We start from the raw sequence: 23,880 nt of genomic DNA, 5'->3' as shown, positions 1-23,880 counted from the left end.
CCCGAAGAAATATCTAGAGTAGCCCTCGTTTCGCCAGGTTGCGCATCAGTGCCGCGGTGCCGAACGTCCATTCCGGGCATTCGTCAGTCGTCGTGACCCAGTTGATCAGCTTACCGAGCTTGGGCGTGGAGATTTCGACACGGTCACCCTTTGAATGGGTGAAGCCGAGACCTGGGCCATGGCGGTCCTTTACCGGCGCGAACATCGTGCCAAGGAAAAAGACTGCGCCGTCAGGATATTGGTGGTTACGGTTCAAGAGCTGCGAAGCGAGGTTTTCGGGCGTGCGGCTGATCGCCTCCATGGGGCTGACGCCCGTCATGGTGAAACCATCCTCTCCTTCGACCAGAAGAGAAATCTGCGCCTTCTTCACATCTTCAATGCTGAAGTTGCCATCGAACAGGCGGATGAACGGGCCGATTGCGCAGGAGGCATTGTTGTCCTTCGCCTTGCTGAGCAGCAGGGCGGAGCGGCCTTCGAAATCGCGCAGGTTGACGTCGTTGCCGAGCGTCGCGCCGACAATGCGACCGTCAGAGGTGATGGCCAACACCACTTCCGGCTCAGGGTTGTTCCACTGCGATTTGGGATGGACGCCGATCAGGGCACCACAGCCGACGGAGGCCATGGCCTTCTTGGAGAAGATTTCCGCATCCGGGCCGATGCCCACTTCCAGATATTGCGACCAGAGGCCCATTTCCTGAAGCAGTTTTTTCACCTCGGCGGCTTTTTCTGAGCCGGCCTCAAGTCCCTTGAGGTTGTCGCCGAGAACAGGCGCCAGCCGTCCGCGAATTTCCTGCGCACGCAGCGGATCGCCTTTGGCCTGCTCTTCGATTACGCGTTCCAGCATACTGTCGGCAAAGGTGACACCTGCAGCCTTGACGGCCTGAATATCGTTGGGGGCGAGGAGTTCGCCGGCTGAGCCGTCCAGAAATGCGTCCAGTGCGCCTAAGGCGACGAAAGTACCGGTGTCGTTGAGCTGCTCCACCAGGTCGGTCTTCTCCAGAAGCTCTGACATGGTCGGAGAAACAGATGTGAGGTCATAAAGCACGCCATCCTTGAGGAGGACGGGGCAGGGGCCGCCTTCGCTTTTCGACCAGACGCGGCCGACCAGCAAAGCGTTTTCATAATCCTCAGGCAAAATTGCGGTAGCGTCGATCGACCTTACGCCGGCCATGTATATCCTCCCCTTTCAGACTTCCGACAGGCCGCCTCCTGCGGTCTTATTGTCTGGATGTCTGACAACCTAATCCTATTCTTCTTAGTATGACTTTTCGAGCGAGTCTAGCGGTCTCGCGGACAAATTTATCATGTATCGCTCATGAAGCGCGGAAACCTGTCCTATAGCTTGACTGCCAGTGCCTTTTTTCCAGTCAGAATATATCCAGCTCCAGATTGACGCGGCTCGCCGCACCAATCAGATGCTTGCGCATCGCGCTCTTGGCCGCGGGCGCATCAGCTTTTTCCACGGCCTCGTAAATTGCCACATGTTCGGCAATCGTTACCTCGAGAATTTCCCCAAAAACCGCCCGGGAGAAAGCGATGTTGATGGCGGAACTGATGCGCTCCGCAATGAAGCCGAGGAACATCAGGAAATATTCGTTTTGTGTGGCCTCAGCCAGAATACGGTGGAAGTCCAGATCGGCGGCAACGCCTTCCGTCGACCAATCGTCGGCGGTTTTCATCTTTTCCAGTGCCTCGGCCAGTCGCGCCAACTGCTGCGGGCTACGATGCAATGCCGCCAGCCCCGCTGCTTCTATTTCCAGCGGCATGCGAAGCTGGAAAAGATCGCGGAAGTTCTCCGGATCGTTCAGCCGGGAGCGCTCGATACGGATGGACAGTCTCTGCCGGGGATCGGTGACGAATGCGCCCACGCCCTGCCGGGTTTCGACGAAACCTTCATTGCGCAATTGTGCTATCGCCTCGCGGATGACAGAGCGGCTCACCCCGAAGGTTTTTGCCAGCACATGTTCAGTCGGCAGCCTGTCGCCCGGCCCGAGTTTCGAATCGTTGATCTCGCGTGCGATCTCTGCGGCGATGCGGCCGGGGAGATGGTCATTGCGATGTATCTGATTGAACTCCAGCGTCATGGTTGCTCCCGTTCCACAGAAACGATTGGTTCGTTTTTCCCGCTGCAGACGACTTCCTCCTTCGCCGTCAGCGGGGTTTTTTAAGGCGGCGTTTTTCAGCCGCCTCTGCCGTACCTTGATTAGCTATCCGGTTGCAGGGTTATCTGGCAACCGGGATTCATCCGCAAATCAGGGTCGAAGGTGTTTTTCAGGCCAGTGATCATCCGCCGCTGCACGTCAGATAGCCGGCTTTCGAAATCCGAGCGTTTCAACCGGCCGATGCCGTGCTCGGCGCTGATGCTGCCGACGTAACGGTCGAGGACGTCATTGACGAGCGTTTTGGACTTGTAGATGAATGCTTCGCGCTCTTCCGGCGTCGAGCCGTTCGGCGGCAGTACGTTGAGGTGGACGTTTCCGTCTCCCACATGGCCGTAGGAAACAGCGAGGCACTCCGGCAGTTTTTCCGCCAGTTCCGCTTCAGCTTCGGCCACGAAAGCCGCGAGTTTTGACAGCGGTACGGAAATATCGGTGCGCATATGGCTGCCGCGCAGCGCCTGGCCTTCGTTCATGCCTTCGCGGAATAGCCAAAGCGATTGCGCCTGCGCCCGTGACGATGCGATGACGCCATCCAGCACCAGCCCGTCTTCCATGACGCCTTCGAGGAAGCGGCCCATCAGATCTGCCGTGTCGACCAGGCCGGAGCCTGAAATTTCCATCAGCACATAGGCTGGGTAGTCACCGGCGATCGGCATTTTAAGGTCGGGGATTGCCTCGATTGCCAGCGTGAAGGCGACCGGCGGCATAAATTCGAAGGCAGACATCAGGTCGCAGCATTCGCGACGGGCGCGACGGTAAAGCTTGATGGCATCGTCAAGCGAATTGAGGCCGAGCAGCGCCGTTTCGACGTGTTCCGGATTGGGGTAAAGCTTGACGGCAACGGCGGTGATAATACCGAGCGTTCCTTCCGCACCGATGAAAAGCTGCTTCAGGTCGATGCCGCGATTATCCTTGCGCAGCGTCGACAGCCCATTCCAGATAGTGCCATCCGGTAGCACCACTTCGAGACCCAGGACCAGTTCGCGCGTCATCCCGTACCGCAGCACATTGATGCCGCCGGCATTTGTGGAGACATTACCGCCTATACGGCAGCTACCCTGGGCCCCAAGTGATAGCGGGAAGAACATACCCTTGTCCTGCACCGCGTCCTTGAATTCCGAGAGAATGCAGCCCGCTTCCACGACGGCGGAAAAATCATCGCTGTCTATGGTGCGGATGGCGTTCATGCGCTCGAGGCTTAGAACGACCTGGCGTTTAGGCGCATCGGGAATGCCGCCGAGTACAAGACCGGTATTGCCGCCCTGAGGGATGATGGCGAGTCCGAGTTCGGCGCAGGCGCGCACCGTATCAGATACTTCCTCCGTCGACCGGGGACGGATCACAGCTACAGCCGAACTGGTGACGTCGCCATGCCAGTCCCGGCAATAACGCAGCATGTCCTCCGGCGACGTGAGCACCAAAGCTTCGCCCAACCTGTTCTTCAGCGAGAATCGCAATTCCCCGATATCGTGTTCGCTGACGATCGTCATTCCACCCTCTCCGCTCAATCCGCCCTGAAATGTCCGGGCAAGGCTTCTTCGCCCTTGCTTTTGCCGGTTTGTGAAAAAATACTATTTTCAACTCGATCATATAAGGTTATCAGACAACCTTACAAGCTAATTTATCGGTCGGTTGGCTGATGATGTTTTTTCGGTCTCGGGAGAACGACCGGGACAAAGAGGAGGAAGACATGCATATCGCAATTATTGGCGCCGCTGGCATGGTGGGCCGCAAGCTGACGCAGCGTCTCGTCAAGGACGGGTCACTGGGTGGCAAGGCGGTGGAGAAATTCACGCTTATCGACGTGTTCCAGCCCGAAGCGCCCGCCGGTTTTTCCGGTGCTGTCGATGCGCGCGCGGCCGATCTTTCCGCACCTGGCGAAGCCGAAAAGCTGGTCGAAGCCCGTCCGGATGTCATCTTCCACCTTGCCGCTATCGTCTCCGGCGAAGCCGAACTCGATTTCGACAAGGGCTACCGCATCAATCTCGACGGCACGCGTTATCTCTTCGATGCCATCCGCCTTGCCAACGGCAAGGATGGCTACAAGCCGCGCGTGGTCTTCACCTCCTCGATCGCCGTCTTCGGTGCGCCGCTTCCCTATCCGATCCCGGACGAATTCCACACCACGCCGCTGACCAGCTACGGTACGCAGAAGGCTATCTGCGAATTGCTCCTGTCCGACTACAGCCGCCGCGGTTTCTTTGACGGCATCGGCATTCGCCTTCCCACCATCTGCATTCGTCCCGGCAAGCCGAATGCGGCTGCCTCCGGCTTCTTCTCCAATATCCTGCGCGAGCCGCTGGTTGGCCAGGAGGCGGTTCTGCCGGTGCCGGAAAGCATTCGCCATTGGCACGCCTCGCCGCGTTCCGCCGTCGGTTTCCTTATTCATGGCGCCACGATCGACGTCGAAAAGGTCGGCCCGCGCCGCAACCTGTCGATGCCGGGCCTCAGCGCCACCGTCGGCGAGCAGATTGAGGCACTGCGCAAGGTGGCGGGGGAAAAGGCCGTCGCCCTCATCCGTCGCGAGCCGAACGAGATGATCATGCGCATGTGCGAAGGCTGGGCGCCCGGTTTCGAAGCCAAGCGTGCCCGCGAACTGGGCTTTACGGCGGAAAGCTCCTTCGAAGAGATTATTCAGGTTCATATTGAGGACGAACTGGGAGGTTCACTGAAATGAGTGTCGGCGGGGAGGAGAAGAAGCGCTCGGTCGCCTTCATCGGCACCGGCCTGATGGGAGGGCCGATGGCCCGGCGCCTGCTGGGTGCGGGCTTTTCGGTCACGGTCTGGAACCGCAGTGTCGATAAGGCCGAGGCTCTTGTTGCCGATGGCGCGGTCGTCGCGGCATCGCCGGCAGATGCAGCCAAGGGCGCCGATATTGTCATCACCATGCTGAGTGACGGCAAGGCCGTGGGCGAGGTGCTGTTCGAGGCCGGTGTGGCCGAAGCGCTGAAAAAGGGGGCTGTCGTCATCGACAGCAGCTCGATTGCGCCGCCGATCGCGCGTGAACACTCCTCCCGGCTTCAGGCGCTTGGCATCCATCACGTCGATGCACCGGTTTCGGGCGGTGTGCCGGGTGCGACGGCCGGTACGCTCGCCATCATGGCCGGTGGAGACGAGGCGCTGATCGCGGATCTTGCTGATGTCTTTGCACCGATGGGCCGGCTCACCTATGTGGGTCCCTCGGGTGCCGGCCAGCTCTGCAAGCTCGCCAACCAGCAGATCGTCGCCATTACGATCGGCGCGGTTGCCGAAGCGATGATGCTGGTGGAAGCGGGAGGAGCCTCTCGCGAAGGTTTCCGCAATGCCATACGTGGCGGCTTTGCCGAAAGCCGGATATTGGAATTGCATGGCGAACGCATGGTAAAGCGCAATTTCGTGCCGGGTGGTCCATCCAAATTCCAGCTCAAGGATCTGAATGGCGTGTTGGCAACGGCGAAGGACCTGTCGCTTACCCTGCCGCTTACGCAGCAGGTGACGCGGGAATTCGACGACTTCGTTGGTGACGGCGGTGCCGATATCGATCACAGCGGCATCCTGCTTTACCTCGAAAAACTCAACAACCGCGAACAGGGCTGAGGCAGGCTTATGAGCGACGAGAAGACACCCATGCGCCGGCTGCGATCGCAGGACTGGTTCGACAACCCTGATCATCTCGACATGACGGCGCTCTATCTGGAGCGCTTCATGAATTATGGCGTAACGCCGGAAGAACTGCGTTCCGGCAAGCCGGTGATCGGGATCGCCCAGAGCGGCAGCGATCTTACGCCCTGCAACCGCGTCCATGTGGAGTTGGTGAAGCGTGTGCGCGACGGCATCCGTGATGCGGGCGGTATTCCTATCGAATTCCCGACCCATCCGATGTTCGAAAACTGCAAGCGCCCGACGGCGGCGCTCGACCGCAATCTTGCCTATCTCAGCCTCGTGGAAGTGCTTTACGGTTATCCGCTCGACGGTGTCGTGTTAACGACGGGCTGCGACAAGACCACGCCCTCGGCACTGATGGCGGCAAGCACGGTCGATATTCCGGCCATCGTGCTCTCCGGCGGGCCGATGCTCGACGGTTATCATGAGGGCGATCTGGTCGGTTCCGGCACTGTGATCTGGCGCATGCGCCGCAAATATGGCGCTGGCGAAATCACCCGGGAGGAGTTTCTGCAGGCGGCGCTGGAATCCGCGCCATCGGTCGGGCATTGCAACACCATGGGCACGGCGTCGACCATGAACGCCATGGCGGAAGCGCTCGGCATGTCGCTTACCGGCTGCGGTGCAATCCCCGCCGCTTACCGTGAACGCGGCCAGATGGCCTATCGCACCGGCCGCCGCGCCGTCGAACTGGTTGTTGAGAATATCAAGCCCTCGGACATCATGACGCGCGAAGCCTTCCTGAACGCGATCCGCGTCAACTCGGCAATCGGTGGCTCCACCAATGCCCAACCGCATCTCGCGGCGATGGCGAAACATGCGGGCGCTGAACTCCGTGAAGAGGACTGGCAGGTCCACGGTTACGATATTCCGCTGTTGGCCAACATACAGCCGGCCGGCAAATGGCTCGGCGAGAAATATCACCGCGCCGGCGGCACGCCCGCCATCATGTGGGAGCTTCTGCAGGCGGGCAAGCTCAATGGAAGCTGTCGGACCGTGACCGGTAGAACTGTGGCGGAAAATCTGGAAGGTCGGGAATCGACCGACCGAGATGTGATCCTTCCTTACGACAAGCCGCTGAAGGAACGGGCAGGTTTCCTGGTTCTCAAGGGCAATCTGTTCGATTTCGCCATCATGAAGACGAGCGTGATCTCGGCGGAGTTCCGGCAGCGTTATCTCAATGAGCCGGGCCACGAGGGAATTTTCGAGGGCAGATGCGTGGTTTTTGACGGTTCGGAAGACTATCACGCCCGCATCAATGATCCGTCCCTCAATATTGATGAGCGTACCATTCTCGTCATTCGTGGTGCGGGGCCGCTTGGCTGGCCGGGTTCGGCCGAGGTCGTCAACATGCAGCCGCCGGACGCGCTTTTGAAAAAAGGAATCACCAGCCTGCCGACGATCGGCGACGGCCGGCAATCAGGAACGGCGGACAGCCCGTCCATTCTCAACGCCTCGCCCGAAAGTGCTGCCGGCGGTGGCCTGGCGTGGCTTCGCACGGGCGATGTGATCCGCATCGACTTCAACAAGGGCGAGTGTAACGTGCTGGTGCCGGATGAGGAGTTTGCAGCCCGCAAGGCAGACGGCATTCCGGCTGTTCCCGCGGATGCGACGCCCTGGCAGCGCATTTATCGTCAGTCGGTAACGCAGCTTTCGGACGGCGCGGTTCTCGAAGGCGCTGCGGATTTCCGCCGCATTGCCGAGAAGATGCCCCGGCACAATCATTGATCACACGACCAGAATCCCCGGCCACGTCCGGGGATTTTTCTTTTCGGGCGGTTTCGTAAATGCGTGTGACCTCATAAGGTGCCTGCACATCCGCATTATAGGGGCAGGACATGACTGATATTTCGATGATAGAAGCCGCGCGGGAGCGCATCGGCCCTCAAGCGGTTCGCACGCCGCTTCTCTCATCACCTTTTCTGGACGAGATTGCCGGGCGAAAGCTCTTCGTAAAAGCTGAATGCCTGCAAAGAACGGGTTCCTTCAAGTTTCGTGGCGGCTGGTCGGCCGTCTCAGGCCTGCCTGCGGAGGTCCGCGCCAAAGGCGTCATCGCCTTTTCCTCCGGTAACCATGCGCAGGGCGTGGCGCTTGCCGCCAGCCTCCACGGCGTTCCCGCCGTCATCATCATGCCGATGGATGCACCGAAGATCAAAATCGACAATACCCGTGCTTATGGCGCGGAGGTGGTGCTTTATGACCGCGCGAATGAGGATCGCGATGCCATTGGGGACCGCATTTCGCGCGAGCGCGGGTTGACGCTGATCAGGCCCTATGACGAACCGCTGGTCATTGCCGGGCAGGGGACGGTGGGGCTCGAGATTGCTGAACAGGGCACGGAACTGGGTATCGATTCAGCCGAGATCCTGGTGCCGTGCGGCGGCGGTGGCCTTACATCCGGCATATCCATTGCGCTTGCAGCGAAAGCACCGAACTATAAGGTCAGGACTTCGGAACCGGAGCGGTTCGATGATGTGGCACGCTCTCTTGCCTCGGGCAAGATCGAGCGGAACGCCACGACCTCGGGTTCGATCTGCGATGCGATCGTTACGCCGCAGCCCGGTAACATCACCTTCCCGATCATGGTTGGGCTTTGCGGGAAAGGCATCGCCGTGACCGAAGAGGAAGCGCTGCGGGCAATGGTTCTCGCCTTCAACCGGCTGAAGATCGTCGTTGAGCCCGGTGGGGCGGTGGCCCTGGCGGCGGCCCTCTTCCATGGCGATGAACTGGAGAGTGAAACGGTGATCGCAGTCGCTTCCGGCGGCAATGTCGATCCGGAGGTCATGACGGGTGCGCTGTCCCGTTTAGGCTGAGCGGGTTGGGATCAAGCCCCAAGCCGCGCCGCGACCTCGTTGGCGATGGCCAGCGAGGCAGTAAGGCCGGGGCTTTCGATACCGAAGAGATTGACGAGACCGTTGACGCCATGCGTTTCCGGCCCGTCAATGCGGAAATCCATAGCGGGTTCGTCCGGACCTGAAATCTTCGGCCGGATTCCAGAATAGGCCGGGATCAACGCATGGTCGGGAAGGCGCGGCCAATAACGCCGTATCGCATCATCAAAACCTTGCATGCGTTGGGGATCGACGGCGTAATCGATGGCGTCCACCCACTCCACATCCGGGCCGAAACGAGCCTGGCCAGCAAGATCGAGGGTGAGATGTACGCCAAGGCCATGAGTATGAGGTGCCGGATAGATGAGCCTTGAAAAGGGTGACTTGCCGGCCAGCGAAAAATAGCTGCCCTTGGCGAAACGCGCCTGCGGGATACCATCCTCCGGCAATCCCTCTATCTTTCTTGCCACCATCGGCGCAACAAGTCCGGCGGAATTGATGAGCAGCCGGCACGTCAGGCTGGTGGGCTCCGCGCCGCCGACGTGGATCCGAAAACCATCGCCCGCCACTTCCGCCCTTTCGAAGGGGGCGTTGACGGCCATGGCTGCGCCATGATCCTGTGCGTCTCCGAACAGCGCCAGCATGTATCCGTGACTGTCGATGATACCGGTCGAAGGTGACGTAAGGGCTGCAACGCAGGTGAGCGCGGGTTCGAGTAAAACCGCCTGTCGTTCATCAATCAGCTCAAGATCGTTACATCCGTTGGCCTTGCCCTTCTCCTGGAGAGTGGCGAGCATGGCCGTCTCTTCATGGCTCGTGGCGACGATGAGTTTGCCGCAGCGGCGATGAGCAACGCCGTGGCTCTGGCAGAAAGCATAAAGACGCTCCTTGCCCTCCGCGCAAAGTCGGGCCTTAAGGCTTCCAGGCGGGTAATAAAGGCCTGCGTGGATGACTTCGCTGTTGCGGGAGGAAGTGATCGAGCCAAATTCCTTTTCGCTTTCCAGGATGACGACGAAGAGGCCGCGCATAGCGAGTTCTCGCGCTGTCGCCAGGCCGATCACACCGGCTCCAATGATGATGGCGTCGATATCTGTCATGGTATTTTCCGTGTCCGCATTGCCTTCAGACGGAAAGCGCCCCGTCGCGCTGATGCCGCGCAATGGGTAGATTGATGCTTGCTGCCCGGCAAGTTGCAATCCGTATTTTTCCCGATGCACCTATCTTATGGAATATTATCTCTACTGAAACGGTGGGGAATAAAGCTATTCTACGAGTGAAATAAGCAATGCCCGCTTTGAAGGGCCGAGCAGGAAGGGAGTGTACAATGTCTTATTCCAAGGCAGGAAAAGTAAAAGACTTTGTTTCGCAGCCCCAGTCGCCGCGCAACTGGAAAGATTCGGTTCATGCGGCTCTCGTCGGCGTTTGCATGGCCTTTGTCGCTGCCGTCATATTCGGTCTCGTTCCCTGATCCTCCCGATCTTCTCATCAGGTAATTTGAGAACAAAAGGCCGGTCGCTCCTCCGACCGGCCTTTTTCATTCCCATTCACGACTTCAGGTAATCTTCCGCAAGATCGACCCAGAAAGCGGTTCCGATTGGCAGGATTTCGTCGTTGAAATCAAATTTTGGATGGTGCAACGGCGGGTCGTTGTCGGTTCGTGCGGTGCCGAGGAAGAAATAACAGCCCGGTCGTTTCTCCAGCATGTAGGCGAAGTCTTCCGCGCCCATCGACGGGCGCTGCATTTCTGCGACCTTTTCAGGCCCGGCAAAACGGCGGGCGAGATCGGCGACATAATCCGTTTCCGCCCTGTGGTTGACGGTTGCATTATAACCGCGTTCGTAATCGATGGTGACGCTCATGCCGTAGCTGGCCGCCTGGCCTTCGGCTATCGCCCGAATGCGCTTTTCCAGCTCATCGCGCACGCCCGGATCGAAGGAACGGATGGTCAGTAGCATTTCCGCCGTTTCGGGAATGACGTTGCTGGCAGCACCGGCATGGAAGGCGCCAACGGTGACGACCGCCGACAGCTGCGGATGGATGTTGCGTGAAACTACCGTCTGCAGCGCCATGATGATGCTTGCCCCGGCAACGATAGGATCAGCGGCATCCTGCGGTTCGGCACCGTGGCCGCCATAACCGTTGACGGTGATCTTGCACTCGTCGACCGCGGCAAGGATCGGCCCGTCGCGCAGCACGAAGTGCCCGAAGGGCAGGCCAGGGTCGTTGTGGAGTGCAAAAACCGCATCGCAGGGAAAGCGGTCGAACAGGCCGTCCTCGATCATGATGCGGGCGCCGCCGAAATTTTCCTCCGCCGGCTGGAAGATCAGATGCAGTGTTCCGTTAAAATTCCTGCGTTCGGCTATGATCTTCGCTGCGCCGAGAAGCATGGCAGTATGGCCATCATGGCCGCAGGCATGCATCACGCCCTGATTGGCGCTCGCATACTCCGCCCCCGTTTCTTCGTGGATCGGCAGGGCGTCGATATCGGCTCGAATGCCAAGCGTGCGCGTGCTGTCACCATTGCGCAGCGTGGCGACAACGCCAGTGCCGGCGAGCCCGCGCGTTACCTCGTACCCCATCGCCAGCAATTGTTCGGCAATGAAATCCGAGGTCTTGAACTCGGAGAGCCCTATTTCAGGGTGACGGTGCAGGTGGCGGCGGATTGCCACCACATCCGGCATATGATTAGCAAAAGACGTCATGGTGGCGGTCTGTCTGGTCATTTTCGAAGTCCCGAGTTTCGCCGTTTTTTACGGTGCTTTTTCAAAATGACATAGCAGCATATGCATGGGCATGTAAGGGGCGCCGCAGGCACTCAGACAGCCTGAAATTCAGCGCTTGCATCGGGTCGCGACAGGTGGCATGGAACTATTGATGTCCTGGGGCATTAGCGTCTTTCGGATGTAGCGCGAACCGTTCCGGTTTCGTGTTGCCCTTCAGGTTATCAACGGGGGACCATCGGGCGTTGCGCGCACAAATTTCGCCGTCGGTGAGGGTGCGAAATCCAGTCGGAACGGCGTTGCCGGGCCGCAGGATGAGATCTTTCTGTCACCGGAAGCTTCCTGCACGCGCTGATCTCAAGCCCCGCAAACAGATTGCAAACATTGTGCAGCAGTATGTGGCGCCTTCCTGCCGGACGGTCCTCTCAGCCGGGTGTCCGGTCCGGTTCACCGAAGGTTCAGGATAAGTCATAAATATAGCGTGGCCGATTTTCGTGTGTGTTCCCGCCACGGACGAAATGCCGGTCAAGTCGAACAAGTCTCCATAAAGTTCAGAATACGAGCCCGATGTCATTTCATATCACCCCGACCGCCGCCGCCCGTGATTCCGAGACGAAGCAGATCGATCATAATGATTCGATCCGCGCGTCCTATATGACGGTCGAGGAACTGCATGATGCGGGCGCCGCGCTTTCCCGCGATGGCGCCGACAGCCTTCCCGGCTTCATGGAGTTCGATTTCTTCGAGCGTCATCGCGAGAATGAAAAGGAAATCCTCAGGGTCTATCGCACAACGGCGGTCGACGCGGAAAATGGCGCGACGATAACGCCGGCGGCGGAATGGCTTCTCGACAACCACTACGTCATCGAAGAGGCGATCCAGGAAGTCCGTCGTGATTTTCCGCGCAAGTTCTATCGCCAGCTGCCGACAATGACGGTGGGCGGCGTGACGATCCCGCGGGTCATGGCGCTCGGCTGGCTTTATGTTGCCCACACCCACAGCACGGTATCGCGCGAAAACATGACGGCGCTGGTGGATGGCTACCAGACCTCGAAGACGCTGCAGATCGGTGAATTGTGGGCGCTGCCCTCGATCATCCGTTTTGTCCTCATCGAAAATCTTCGCCGCATCTCCATCCGTGTGGAGCGTTCGCGCCGCATGCGCCAGAAGGCGAATGAGGTGGTCGACGAGATTATCCGCCTGAACGATGCGGAAGCGTCGGCAGCACTTCTCAAGCAGGTCGATTCGCTGGTCGATGACCCGACTTTCGCGACGCAGTTCCTTTATCGTCTGCGGAACGGTTCGCAGACCTCCGGTTTTGCCGTTGCCTGGCTCGAAGAGCGTCTTCACGCTGCCGGCACCGACGCTGAAAACGTGATGATGTCGGAGCATAATCGCCTTGCCTCCGGCAACGTGACGATGGGCAACATCGTCAAGAGCCTGCGCGAGATCGATGATACCGAATGGTCGGTGTGGTTCGAGGAAGTCAGCCATATCGACAAGGTTCTGCGCGAAGAAACCGATTACGAAACGCTCGATTTCGGCTCCCGGAACACCTACCGCAATACCATCGAACTTCTGGCGCGTCGTTCTCCCAAGACCGAAGTTGAGGTCGCCCGTGCCGCTGTCGAAATGGCGCGTACCGATATGCCCGTAGGGGCGGACGAGACGCATCCCGTCAATGTCGGCTCCGTGCTGGTGGGTCAGCGTCGTTTCGAGCTCGAAAAGGCGCTGGGATACCGGCCCCTGGTATCGCAGCGTATCGTCCGGGCGATGCGGAAGTTCAACTGGCTGGCAATTGCAGCGCCGGTGCTTCTCATCACCGCGGTCGCCATGCTGGCGGTCGGGTGGTTCCTCGCCGAAGCGGGCATGCCCTGGTATGTTGTCACCGCTTTCCTGCTGATGTTCGCTCTGCCCGCCTCGGAGGGCGCGACCGGCCTCTTCAACACCCTTGTCACCTTCTTCGTGAAACCGTTCCGGCTGGTCGGATACGAGTTCAAGAATGGAATTCCCGAGGACGCGCGCACATTGGTCGCCGTGCCCTGCATGCTGACCAGTCGCGACAGCGTTGACGAGATGATGCGCAATATCGAGGTGCATTATCTCGCCAATCCGCATGGTGAGATCTATTTCTCGCTGGTGAGCGACTGGCGCGACGCGCAATACGAGCAGTCCGAGGATGATCTTGAGATACTCGAATATGCCAAGCGCGAGCTGGCAACACTGAACAGCCGCTACGCCTTTGACGGCAAGACACGATTTTACCTTCTGCATCGTCGTCGCATCTACAATCCGGCCGAAGGCTGCTGGATGGGCTGGGAGCGCAAGCGCGGCAAGCTGCATGAGCTGAACATGCTGCTGCGCGGCGACAAGGACACGACGTTCCTCGGCGGCGCGAATATCATTCCGGAAGGTGTGAAATATGTCATGACGCTGGACGCCGATACGCGCCTGATGCGCGATGCGGTGACGAAGCTGGTCGGCAAGATGCACCATCCGATCAACCGCCCCAGGATCGATCCTGAATCCGGTCGGGTGGTCGAAGGTTACGGTCTGCTGCAGCCGCGCGTCACACCTTCCCTGACCACGGGCAAGGATGCTTCGGTTTTCCAGCGTGTCTTTTCCATCAACCGCGGTATCGATCCCTACGTCTTCACGGTTTCCGACGTTTACCAGGACCTGACCTCCGAAGGCACCTTCACCGGTAAGGGTCTTTACGACGTGGATGCTTTTGAGGCGGCGCTGAAGGGCCGTATCGAAGAAAACTCCGTCCTCAGCCACGACCTGCTTGAAGGTTCGTTTGCGCGTTGCGCGCTGGTGACCGATGTGGAACTCGTCGAGGACTTCCCGACGCGCTATGAGGTGGAAGTTTCGCGTCAGCATCGCTGGGCGCGTGGCGACTGGCAGCTGCTTCCCTATATTCTCGACCGCGCCCGCGGCGTCACCGCTATCGGACGGTGGAAGATGGTCGACAATCTGCGTCGCTCACTGACGCCGATCGCCTGGTTCTTCGCCTCGATCCTCGGCTGGTATTTCATGGATCCGCTCGGGGCGCTGATCTGGCAGATCCTGCTGATCTTCTCGCTCTTCGTTGCACCGACGCTTTCGCTGCTTTCCGGCCTTGTGCCGCGTTCGACAGACATCGTGCCGCAGGCGCATTTCCACACCATCTGGTCTGAAATCCGCGCCACCAATGCGCAAGTCGCGCTGAGAATCGTCTTCATCGCCGATGCCGCCTGCATGATGACAGATGCGATTGCGCGTTCGCTCTACCGCCTGCTCGTCAGCCACAAGCTGATGCTGGAATGGCGCACCGCCGCCAGTATCCAGTCCAGTGCGCAGGGCAGCATCATCGATTATTATCGTCAGATGTGGCACGCCCCCGTTGTGGCGATGCTCGGCCTTCTGTTCGCGGCGCTGCCGGGCGACAATGCCTTCCTGATCGGCATTCCCTTTACGCTGCTGTGGGTGCTATCGCCCGCCGTTGCCTGGTATGTCAGCCAGTCAGCCGAGACCGAAGACCGGTTGTTCGTTTCCGAGCACGTCTCGTTCGAACTACGCAAGATTGCGCGCCGTACCTGGCGTTATTACGAGACCTTCGTGACACCGCAGGAAAACCACCTGCCGCCGGACAATTTCCAGGAGACGCCGGAGCCGATCGTTGCCTCGCGCACGTCTCCCACCAATATCGGCGTCTATCTGCTCTCCGTCATCTCCGCGCGTCAGTTTGGCTGGATCAGCTTTGCCGACACGCTGGAGCGCATCGAGAACACGATCCAGACCGTTGAGAAGATGGAAAAATATCGTGGCCATCTCTACAACTGGTATCACACCGATACCTTGCAGACGCTCGGACCGCGTTACGTTTCGGCCGTGGACAGCGGCAACCTCGCTGGCCATTTGATTGCGGTTTCTTCCGCTTGCCGCGATTGGGCGGAAGCGCCGTCGGCCCATCTTCAGGGCAACCTCGACGGTATCGGCGACGTGGCCGGCATTCTGCGCGAAACGCTGAAGGCCTTGCCCGACGACCGCAAGAACCTGCGGCCGCTGCATCGCCGTCTCGAAGAGCGTATCATCGGCTTCTCGAACGCGCTGGCATCCGTCAAGCGCGAGCACGAATTCGCCTCCATTCGCGTCATCAATCTGGCGGTGCTTGCGCGTGACATTCAGAAGCTCGCCACCAATGTCGACCACGAGGTGAAGTCCACACAGAGCACCGAAGTGACGCGTTGGGCGCAGTTGCTGGTCGAGTGCTGCGAAGCCCATATTTCCGACAGCGCCATCGACCTGACCAATGTCGAGCCCTTGCGCCAGCGTCTCGCTTCGCTGCGCGACCGCAGCCGCAATCTCGCTTTCTCGATGGATTTCACGTTCCTTTACCGCAAGGATCGCCGCCTTCTGTCCATTGGCTATCGCGTCGAAAGCAAGGAGCTGGATGAGGCCTGCTATGACCTTCTGGCGTCGGAATGCCGTCTGACCAGCCTCTTCGCCATCGCGAAGGGCGATCTGCCGACTGAGCACTGGTACCGCCTTGGCCGTCAGGTCGTGCCGATCGGTGCGCAGGGCGCGCTGGTGTCCTGGTCGGGCTCCATGTTCGAATATCTGATGCCGCCGCTTGTGATGCAGGAGCGTCAGGGGGGTATACTCAACCAGACCAACAACCTGATCGTCAAGGAACAGATGAATCACGGTCGCCGTCTCGGCACGCCATGGGGCATTTCCGAAGCGGCGTTTAATGCCCGCGATCACAACATGAACTACCAGTACACCAACTTCGGTGTGCCGACGCTGGGCCTCAAGCGTGGCCTTGGCCAGAATGCGGTAATCGCGCCCTATGCATCGATCCTCGCCAGCCAATACGATCCGGATGGTGCACTTGAAAACCTCGACAAGCTGCGCAAGCTTGGCGCGCTTGGCCAATACGGTTTCCACGATGCGGTGGATTTCACGCCAACGCGTGTGCCTGATGGCAAGGTCTGTGCGGTGGTCTACAACTATTATGCCCACCACCATGGCATGTCGATTGCGGCCGTCGCCAACGTCGCCTTTGACGGCGTGCTGCGCGAGCTCTTCCATTCCGATCCGGTGATCGAGGCGGCTGAACTGCTGCTGCAGGAAAAGGCGCCGCGCGAAGTGCCGGTCATGAGCGCCAAATACGAGCCGGAGACCCCCGGCAAGGAACAGGCCGACCTGCTGCGGGCGGAAGTGCGCTCCATTACCGATCCGGCGGCGCGCGACCGTGAGGTGGTGTTCCTGTCGAATGGTCACTACTCGACCATGCTTACCTCGACGGGTGCAGGTTATTCGAAATGGAACGGGCAGGCGATTTCCCGCTGGAAGGCCGATCCGACCGAAGACCGCTGGGGCACCTTCATCTTCCTGCGCGACACCACCAACGGGCAATGGTGGAGTGCGACTGCGGAGCCGCGTGTCTTCGAGGGTGAAAAGACCAAGACGGTCTTCACCGACGACAAGGCCGAGTTCCACAAGACCACCGGCGACCTGCAGAGCGTTGTCGAATGCATCGTCGCCACCGAGCACGATGCAGAAGGCCGACGCGTCACCCTGCTCAATGTCGGTTCCGAGGATCGCTATATCGAAGTGACTTCCTATATGGAGCCGGTCATTGCGTCTGAGGATGACGACAACGCCCATCCGCTCTTCTCGCGCATGTTCGTGCAGACGGAGATCGGCCGGCGTGGCGACGTCATCCGCGCCTGGCGCAACCGTCGCAGCCCGAACGAGCCGGGCACCGTCATTGCGCATCTGGCCGCCGATAATGCCGGCCCGTCGCGCCCGACGGAATTCGAGACGGATCGCGCCAAATTCATCGGTCGTGGCCGTTCGCTGCGCGAAGCGGCGGCTTTCGATGCCGATGCGACGCTTTCCAGCACTGACGGCTTCACGCTCGACCCCATCCTGTCGCTGCGACGCACCGTGCGCGTGCCGGCAGGCAAGAAGGTGAGCGTGATCTTCTGGACGATTGCCGCGCCGAGCCGCGAGGAAGTCGACAAGGCGATCGACCGTTATCGTCATCCGGACGCTTTCGCGCATGAACTCGTTCATGCCTGGACGCGCACACAGGTGCAGATGCGCCATGTGGGCGTCACCTCACAGCAGGCGGCCGCCTTCCAGCATCTCGGCCGATATCTGACCTATCCCGACATGCATCTGCGGGCGGATTCGGAAACGCTGAAAACAGGACTCGCTTCGCAGCGCGCCTTGTGGCCGCTTGCGATTTCCGGCGATTTCCCGATTTTCAGCCTGCGCATCAACGACGATATGGACATGGACATCGCCCGTGAGGCGCTGAGTGCCCATGAATATCTGCGTTCGCGCGGCGTGATCTTCGATCTCGTTATCGTCAACGAACGGGCCGCATCCTACGCGCAGGACATGCAGCATGCGCTGGATCATATTTCCGAAGCACAACGCCGCATCAATCCCGCCGATGGCGGTCGCCCGCACGTCTTCTCCGTGCGCCGTGACCTGATGGATGAAGAGACGTGGAGCGCGCTTCTGGCCGCTTCCCGCGTTGTACTCCATGTGCGCAACGGCAAGATCGTGGACCAGATCAACCGCGCGGTATCGCTGTTTGCGGCCCATCGTGGTCCCGATGGCACAAGCGACGCCGCACAGGCCCGTCTGCCGGTCCCGGCTTTCCCGGTTGCGGAGCCGGTCGAAGACGCGGGTGATCTCGATTTCTGGAACGGTTTCGGCGGCTTCGCCAGGAACGGACAGGAATATGTGGTGCGTCTCCATGGTGGGCAGTCCACCCCGCATCCGTGGATCAACGTCATATCGAACGAGAATTTCGGCTTCCATATTTCGGCCGAAGGCGCAGGTTTCAGCTGGAGCCGCAATTCGCGCGATTATCAATTGACACCGTGGAGCAATGACCCTGTCATCAACCGGCCGGGCGAGGCCTTCTATGTCGCCGATGTGGACACAGGAAAGCTCTATACGCCGTGTGCCGCGTTGTCGCGTGATCCAGAAGCCATGTTCGAAACCCGTCACGGCCTGGGTTACTCCATCCTGACCGGCGTTGCCGACACACTTGAAGTCGAGGTGACACAGACCGTCGATCGTGAAAAGCCGGTCAAGTTCTCGCAGGTCATCGTTCGCAACAAAGGGTCCAAAAGCCGCAGGCTGAAGGTTTATGCCTATGTCGAATGGGTGCTGGGCAATAACGGACAGAAATCAGCGCCGTTCATTCTGAGCAGACATGATGCGGGCAACAACGCAATCTTCGCGTCGAACCCCTACAGCATCGACTACAGCGCACGCACGGCGTTCCTGACGCTTGATACGGAGGCGAGCGGTTTCACTACCAGTCGTCGGGAATTCATTGGCCGCTTTGGTTCGGCACAGGCCCCGCAGGCGATCGTGTCGGGTAACGCACTCAGCGGCAGCACCGAGGTTGACGGCGATCCCTGTGCGGCGCTGATGCAGGAAATCCACCTTAAGCCCGGCGAAGAACGACACATGACCTTCATTCTGGGCGATGCCGATAATGCGGAAGAAGCCGAGGCGCTGGTGAAGGATGTCCGCCGTGTGGATTTCCAGTCGGTGCTGGAGGAAAGCAAGGCGTTCTGGACCGGTTTTACCGGCCAGTTACAGGTGTCCACGCCGGATGCCGGCTTCAACCACATGGTCAACAATTGGCTGCCCTACCAGGCGCTGGCGTGCCGCATTCTGGCGCGCACGGCCTTCTATCAGTCGAGCGGCGCCTTCGGCTTCCGTGACCAGCTTCAGGATACCCTGGCGTTCCTGCTCTACCAGCCGGATCTCGCTCGCAAGCAGATCCTGCGCGCAGCCGGCCGGCAGTTCCCGGAAGGCGACGTTCAGCACTGGTGGCTGCCGCTGACAGGCGCCGGTGTCCGCACCACTATCTCGGACGACGTGGTATGGCTTGCTTATGCGATCAACCAGTATGTTTCGGCGACCGGTGATATCGCCATTCTGGATGAGAGCATTCCCTTCCTGAAGGGGCCGGCGCTGATGCCCGGCCAGCACGACGCTTTCTTCCAGCCGGAAACCAGCGACAAATCCGCGACGCTCTACGAACACGCGGCGCTGGCGCTCGATCTTGCCATTCATCGCACCGGGGAGAACGGCCTGCCGCTGATCCTCGGCGGTGACTGGAACGACGGCATGAACCGCGTCGGCATTGGCGGCAAGGGTACCAGTGTCTGGCTCGGCTGGTTCCTTTCCGGCGCCTTGCGCGATTTCATTGAAATTGCGGAAAAGCGCGGTGACACGGATCGGGTCGGCAGATGGGCCTCGCACCGCGAAAAACTGCGCAATGTGCTCGAAACCGCGGGGTGGGATGGCAGCTATTATCGTCGCGGCTATTTCGACGACGGCACGCCGCTGGGTTCCGCCGGAAGCGAGGAATGCCGGATCGATTCGCTCGGCCAAAGCTGGAGCGTTCTCTCCGGCGAAGGCGAAGAGGCCCGGTCGCGGCAGGCAATGGATGCGGTCATGGAGCATCTGGTGGATGAAAAGACCGGCATCATCCGGCTATTCACGCCGCCATTCTCGCGCGCGCCGCACGATCCGGGCTACATCAAGGGATATCCGCCAGGTGTGCGCGAAAATGGCGGACAATATACCCACGCGGCGACCTGGGTGGTTCTCGCTCTTGCCAAGCAGGGCAGGGCGCAGGAGGCCTGGAACTGCTTCAAGCTGCTCAACCCGGTCAACCACGCGCTCGATGCGGCAGCGTCGGAAACCTATCGGGTCGAACCTTATGTGGTGACCGCGGATGTATACGGTGAAGGCGCTTATGCGGGCCGTGGCGGCTGGAGCTGGTACACCGGCTCGGCCGGCTGGCTCTACCGTGCCGCTGTCGAGGGTATTCTCGGCATCACCCGCACTGACGGCAGGCTGCATATTTCACCGTCGCTGCCGGAGGACTGGAGCGGTTTCTCGGTGAAGATCACGCTCGACGGCAAGGCTAGAGACATTGCCGTCAGCCGCAAGCCTGGCACGGCGGAGATTTCGGTATCTGTCGATGGCAAGGACTTGGCGGCCGGCGAGAGGGTGATCCCCTTCGACTGAGACGAGCGGGCCTTCGGTTTGCTTTTTAAGTCGGGCTCCTGCGGTGACGCAGGGGCCCGAATTTTGTTATGAGGTTCCCCCGCCTTCGATGTTGTTTGGCGTCTGGGGCATGGCGCCGGTACGGCGATACAGGGCCGGCAAGAACGCTCAACGGGCGGTCAATGCGAAGCAAGGGCACGATGGCAGCAAATCGAGACCGATAGACCATTTCGCATATTTTCCGACGCATGAAGGGCAGATGCTGTACAGAGACTTCTTGGTCCCCCGTGGCTACAGCATCAACCGTGAGGCGATGGATGCATCGCAGACAGCGCGATGGGGAATAGAGTTTTCCAAGCCGCAAGCTCCGAACGAGATCGACCGAGGAATACGAGCTTCTCAGCACAACGGCTGCAAAAATTGGGTGGTGACTATGACGGTTGGGAGACTGAGGTAGAAGCTTCGTGATGTCCCGATATTTTCGAAGCAGACAACGAAAAAGGGCGGACACGACAGTGCCCGCCCTTTTTGCATTCCATTCGTTGAGCCTCAGGAGGCTATCGCCTTTGGCCGGGGCTGCTGGCCTTCGTCTTCCGTCAGCAGGCCGCTGGTGCGCAGCAGCGAGGTAAAGCGACCGCCGCGTTGGCTTAGCTCATCGAAGGTGCCCTTTTCGATGATCCGGCCCTGATCGAGGAACAGGACGAGATCGGCATCGCGGACAGTGGAAAGGCGATGGGCGATGATGAAGGTCGTGCGGTTCTTTCTCAGCGCATCCACTGCGGCCTTCACACGGGCTTCGGTTTCCACGTCGAGTGCACTGGTTGCCTCGTCGAGAACCAAAATGGGGGCGTTCTTCAGGATCGCACGGGCGATGGCGATACGCTGGCGCTCGCCGCCGGACAGGCGGTTGCCGCGTTCACCAACCTGGGTCAGATAGCCGTTGATGCGGCTGTCGATGAAATCCGTCGCCGCAGCGGCCGCCGCTGCTTCCACCACTTCGGCATCGGTGGCCGATTCACGACCAAGGCGTATATTTTCGCGGATCGAGCGGTTCAGCAGGCCGGCATCCTGAAACACCGTGGCGATGGAGTTGCGGAGCGAATTTTTCGTCACCGTCGAAATATCGGTTCCATCGATCAGGATCTGGCCGGAATCGGGATCATAGACCCGCTGCAGCAGGTTGATGAGCGTCGTCTTGCCGGCACCTGTCGGTCCGACAATCGCGATCGTCTCGCCGGCCCTGGCCGTAAACGAGACATCGTGAACGCCCTGCTTTGTGTTGGCAAAACCGAAATTGACATTGCGGAATTCCACGGTGCCGGAGACATTCGACAATTCACGGGCATCGCCCGGTTCTTCGCGTTCCTTGACGGAATCCTCGAGGACGAAGAAGTCCTCAAGCTTGGCGCGGGCTTCGAAAATCTGCGTCACGAACTGGCGCATCTGGTCCAGACGGCCTATCAGGAGATTGGCGAAACCGATGAAGGCGATGACATCGCCGACGCGCAGCTCGCCGTTCTTCACCAGCACGGTGCCGATCACGAGAATGATCATCATCGAAACGGTGGAGGCCGTGCGGTTCAGAGCGCTCGCAAAGGCCCACCAGTCGAGCACTGGATATTGCGCACTTAGCAGCTTTTCGGTGAAGGATTTCAGCGCTTTGGTTTCAGCCTCGATGCGGTTGTAGCTGTGCAGCACGGAAACGTTGCTGATGGAATCGCTGACATGGGCAAAAACGCTGTGATAATGCTCTTCGACCGAAGCCTGACCATCCTTGGTGCGGCCCATCACCCATTTGCCGATGAACCAGTAGACGATGCCGAGGCCAATCAGCACGAAGCTGAGGCGCAGGTCCATGGACATGGCGGTGGGCACAAGCAGCACCAGCGCAACGAAGGTCGCGAGATGGGTGCGCATGAATTCCAGCCATAGGCCGAAGAGCGTTTCGCTGGCGCGCAAGAGGGTGTGCAGGGCATTGGACGTGCCGCGCTGATGGTGCCAGGAAAGCGGCATCGAGATGATGCGCCCGAAGGCCTCCGTCAGGAGCGAAGCGCGCCTGCCATGCGCCAGCCGGTCGGCTTCGCGGGCGACGGCTACGTAAGCCACGGTGTTGAAGACGCCGAACCCCGCCCACAATATGAGAATGGACGTGACATTGGAGCCAGAAGAAATGGCGTCGATGATCCGGCCGAACAGCACGGGTTCGGCAATGGTGATCGCTGCAAGAATGACGTTGGCGATGACGACGACAGCCACACGCCATTTATGAACGGTCAGATAGCGCAGAGCGCGTGTGTAAACCTGAAACAAGGTCAAATTTTCAATCCAGTCCGGGCGTCTTTTCGAGCGGTTGATTGTTCGGCCTCAATACGATGCTACTTTAGCAAGGTTGCATGAGACGGCGAATTTTGTGTAATTATCGCTCTTTCTGTCTGAATGGCGGCTTAACAGATTGGCCGTCCATGCGAACCGAAAAAACCTCCCGGTGTTTCCCGGGGCCTGCCGTCACAAGATTTCGCATCTTCGTTTCAGGGATTGCTAACGACGATATGTTCAATCTCACCCGACCGGCGCCCGAGTAACATGACGTCATCGCGGGACCATGTCCTTCGTGTCATCCCCTTCAAGCCAAGTCCGGACCATGTGTCTTTATGCATGATATTCTTCACTTCATCTCTGCGTGTTACCAGGCGGGAAACGCCGAACGTGTGCGTTCAGAATTTGCAACGCTCATTCGGGAATATGGTTTCGAATATTTCCTTGTCAGCAGACGCATGACCGGCGAGCTGGCCTCCACCGGCCAAATCCTTGCGCAACATTTGCCGGAAGGCTGGATAGAGGTCTACAGGGCCAAGAAATACAACCTCGTCGATCCCGTCCGCAAAGTCATCGGCATGGTGCACAAACCCTTTCATTGGAAAGAGGCGCTGGAAGGGCTTCCCCGCGCCATGCATCGGAAAAGGGCGAGCGTGTTTTTCCACGATGCCGGCCGTTACGGCTTGCAGGGCGGTTATGCTTTTCCCGTGCATGGACGGGCGGGATTCATAGGTGCCGTGTTCATAGGTGGACAGGACCGGCAATTGCCCTCCTTGCAGGTGGAACTGCTTGATGCGGCGACCCGGGCGGTCTTCTGGCGCCTGCTCGATCTTTCAGGTCAGGCCCATGATCTCAGCAATATTCCAGACGGTTCCGCTCTTGAGCTCACACGGCGTGAGACGGAAGTGCTGGCGCTGATGGCGGATGGCATGACATCGGCGGAGATCGGCCGCAAGCTATCCATCTCCAACCATACGGTCGACTGGTATATAAACGGGATTCAGCGTCGTTTCAGCGCCAAGAACCGGCAGCACACCGTCGCACTCGCGTTCCGCCATGGCTTGCTGAGCTAGCGCAAACAGAACAGTTCTCGCCGGAATTGCCCTTTCCAAGACGGGGTTTTGCTGCTTAATTCCGCAGTGCAGCAGAATTTTGTTTTGGCGTGTGGGG

Annotated in this window: 13 protein-coding genes; 7 read left to right on the top strand and 6 right to left on the bottom strand. The window is 59.5% G+C overall.

Features of this window, described 5'->3' with window-relative positions; genetic code table 11:
- Positions 1–13: 13 nt before the first annotated feature.
- The 3 genes from AGR2A_RS00960 to AGR2A_RS00950 form a co-directional block, all read right to left on the bottom strand.
- Entirely contained in the window at positions 14–1,171 is a 1,158-nt protein-coding gene (locus AGR2A_RS00960) for a fumarylacetoacetate hydrolase family protein (protein ID WP_080822338.1), read from the bottom strand.
- A 196-nt stretch (positions 1,172–1,367) separates the two neighbouring features.
- Positions 1,368–2,084, bottom strand: coding sequence for a FadR/GntR family transcriptional regulator (locus tag AGR2A_RS00955; protein WP_045533422.1), 717 nt, complete (start codon positions 2,082–2,084; stop codon positions 1,368–1,370).
- 119 nt (positions 2,085–2,203) lie between these two features.
- Entirely contained in the window at positions 2,204–3,649 is a 1,446-nt protein-coding gene (locus AGR2A_RS00950; protein ID WP_004444014.1) for an FAD-binding oxidoreductase, read from the bottom strand.
- Positions 3,650–3,849: 200 nt separating this feature from the next.
- On the opposite strand from AGR2A_RS00950, the gene denD reads away from it, so the two are divergent.
- The 4 genes from denD (at position 3,850) to AGR2A_RS00930 (ending at position 8,614) form a co-directional block, all read left to right on the top strand.
- The gene (denD, locus tag AGR2A_RS00945; protein ID WP_006698295.1) at positions 3,850–4,836 is read left to right on the top strand and encodes a D-erythronate dehydrogenase; all 987 of its coding nucleotides are present in this window, start codon (positions 3,850–3,852) and stop codon (positions 4,834–4,836) included.
- On the top strand, positions 4,833–5,735 hold the full coding sequence (locus AGR2A_RS00940) for an NAD(P)-dependent oxidoreductase (RefSeq protein ID WP_006698294.1): 903 nt from the start codon (positions 4,833–4,835) through the stop codon (positions 5,733–5,735). Before denD ends, AGR2A_RS00940 begins: the two co-directional genes overlap by 4 nt.
- 9 nt (positions 5,736–5,744) lie before the next feature.
- On the top strand, positions 5,745–7,529 hold the full coding sequence (locus AGR2A_RS00935; RefSeq protein WP_072495175.1) for an IlvD/Edd family dehydratase: 1,785 nt from the start codon (positions 5,745–5,747) through the stop codon (positions 7,527–7,529).
- Between the two features lie 110 nt (positions 7,530–7,639).
- A complete protein-coding gene (locus tag AGR2A_RS00930; protein ID WP_072495174.1) occupies positions 7,640–8,614 on the top strand; it encodes a threonine ammonia-lyase in 975 nt (324 codons plus the stop codon).
- An 11-nt stretch (positions 8,615–8,625) separates the two neighbouring features.
- On the opposite strand, the gene AGR2A_RS00925 is transcribed toward AGR2A_RS00930, so the two are convergent.
- Positions 8,626–9,729, bottom strand: coding sequence for an NAD(P)/FAD-dependent oxidoreductase (locus AGR2A_RS00925; protein ID WP_072495246.1), 1,104 nt, complete (start codon positions 9,727–9,729; stop codon positions 8,626–8,628).
- 227 nt (positions 9,730–9,956) lie between these two features.
- On the opposite strand from AGR2A_RS00925, the gene AGR2A_RS29850 reads away from it, so the two are divergent.
- Positions 9,957–10,100: a hypothetical protein gene (locus tag AGR2A_RS29850; protein WP_004443999.1), complete on the top strand. Its 144-nt coding sequence runs from the start codon at positions 9,957–9,959 to the stop codon at positions 10,098–10,100.
- 76 nt (positions 10,101–10,176) lie between these two features.
- Here AGR2A_RS29850 and AGR2A_RS00915 read toward each other — a convergent pair whose 3' ends face one another.
- Positions 10,177–11,355: a M20 aminoacylase family protein gene (locus AGR2A_RS00915; RefSeq protein ID WP_004443996.1), complete on the bottom strand. Its 1,179-nt coding sequence runs from the start codon at positions 11,353–11,355 to the stop codon at positions 10,177–10,179.
- Between the two features lie 564 nt (positions 11,356–11,919).
- Between AGR2A_RS00915 and AGR2A_RS00910 the strand changes: the two genes are divergently transcribed.
- Positions 11,920–20,415 (top strand): GH36-type glycosyl hydrolase domain-containing protein, encoded by an 8,496-nt coding sequence (locus tag AGR2A_RS00910; RefSeq protein WP_072495173.1) that lies wholly within the window; start codon positions 11,920–11,922, stop codon positions 20,413–20,415.
- A 528-nt stretch (positions 20,416–20,943) separates the two neighbouring features.
- Here AGR2A_RS00910 and AGR2A_RS00900 read toward each other — a convergent pair.
- Positions 20,944–22,710, bottom strand: coding sequence for a glucan ABC transporter ATP-binding protein/ permease (locus AGR2A_RS00900; RefSeq protein ID WP_004443992.1), 1,767 nt, complete (start codon positions 22,708–22,710; stop codon positions 20,944–20,946).
- Between the two features lie 335 nt (positions 22,711–23,045).
- Here AGR2A_RS00900 and AGR2A_RS00895 point away from each other — a divergent pair, with 335 nt between their 5' ends.
- Positions 23,046–23,783: a helix-turn-helix transcriptional regulator gene (locus tag AGR2A_RS00895; RefSeq protein ID WP_004443990.1), complete on the top strand. Its 738-nt coding sequence runs from the start codon at positions 23,046–23,048 to the stop codon at positions 23,781–23,783.
- Positions 23,784–23,880 lie beyond the last annotated feature (97 nt).

The sequence above is a fragment of the Agrobacterium genomosp. 2 str. CFBP 5494 genome, assembly GCF_900013495.1.
GTDB classification, from domain to species: Bacteria; Pseudomonadota; Alphaproteobacteria; order Rhizobiales; family Rhizobiaceae; genus Agrobacterium; species Agrobacterium pusense.
This window is presented reverse-complemented; position numbering and strand designations above follow the sequence as displayed.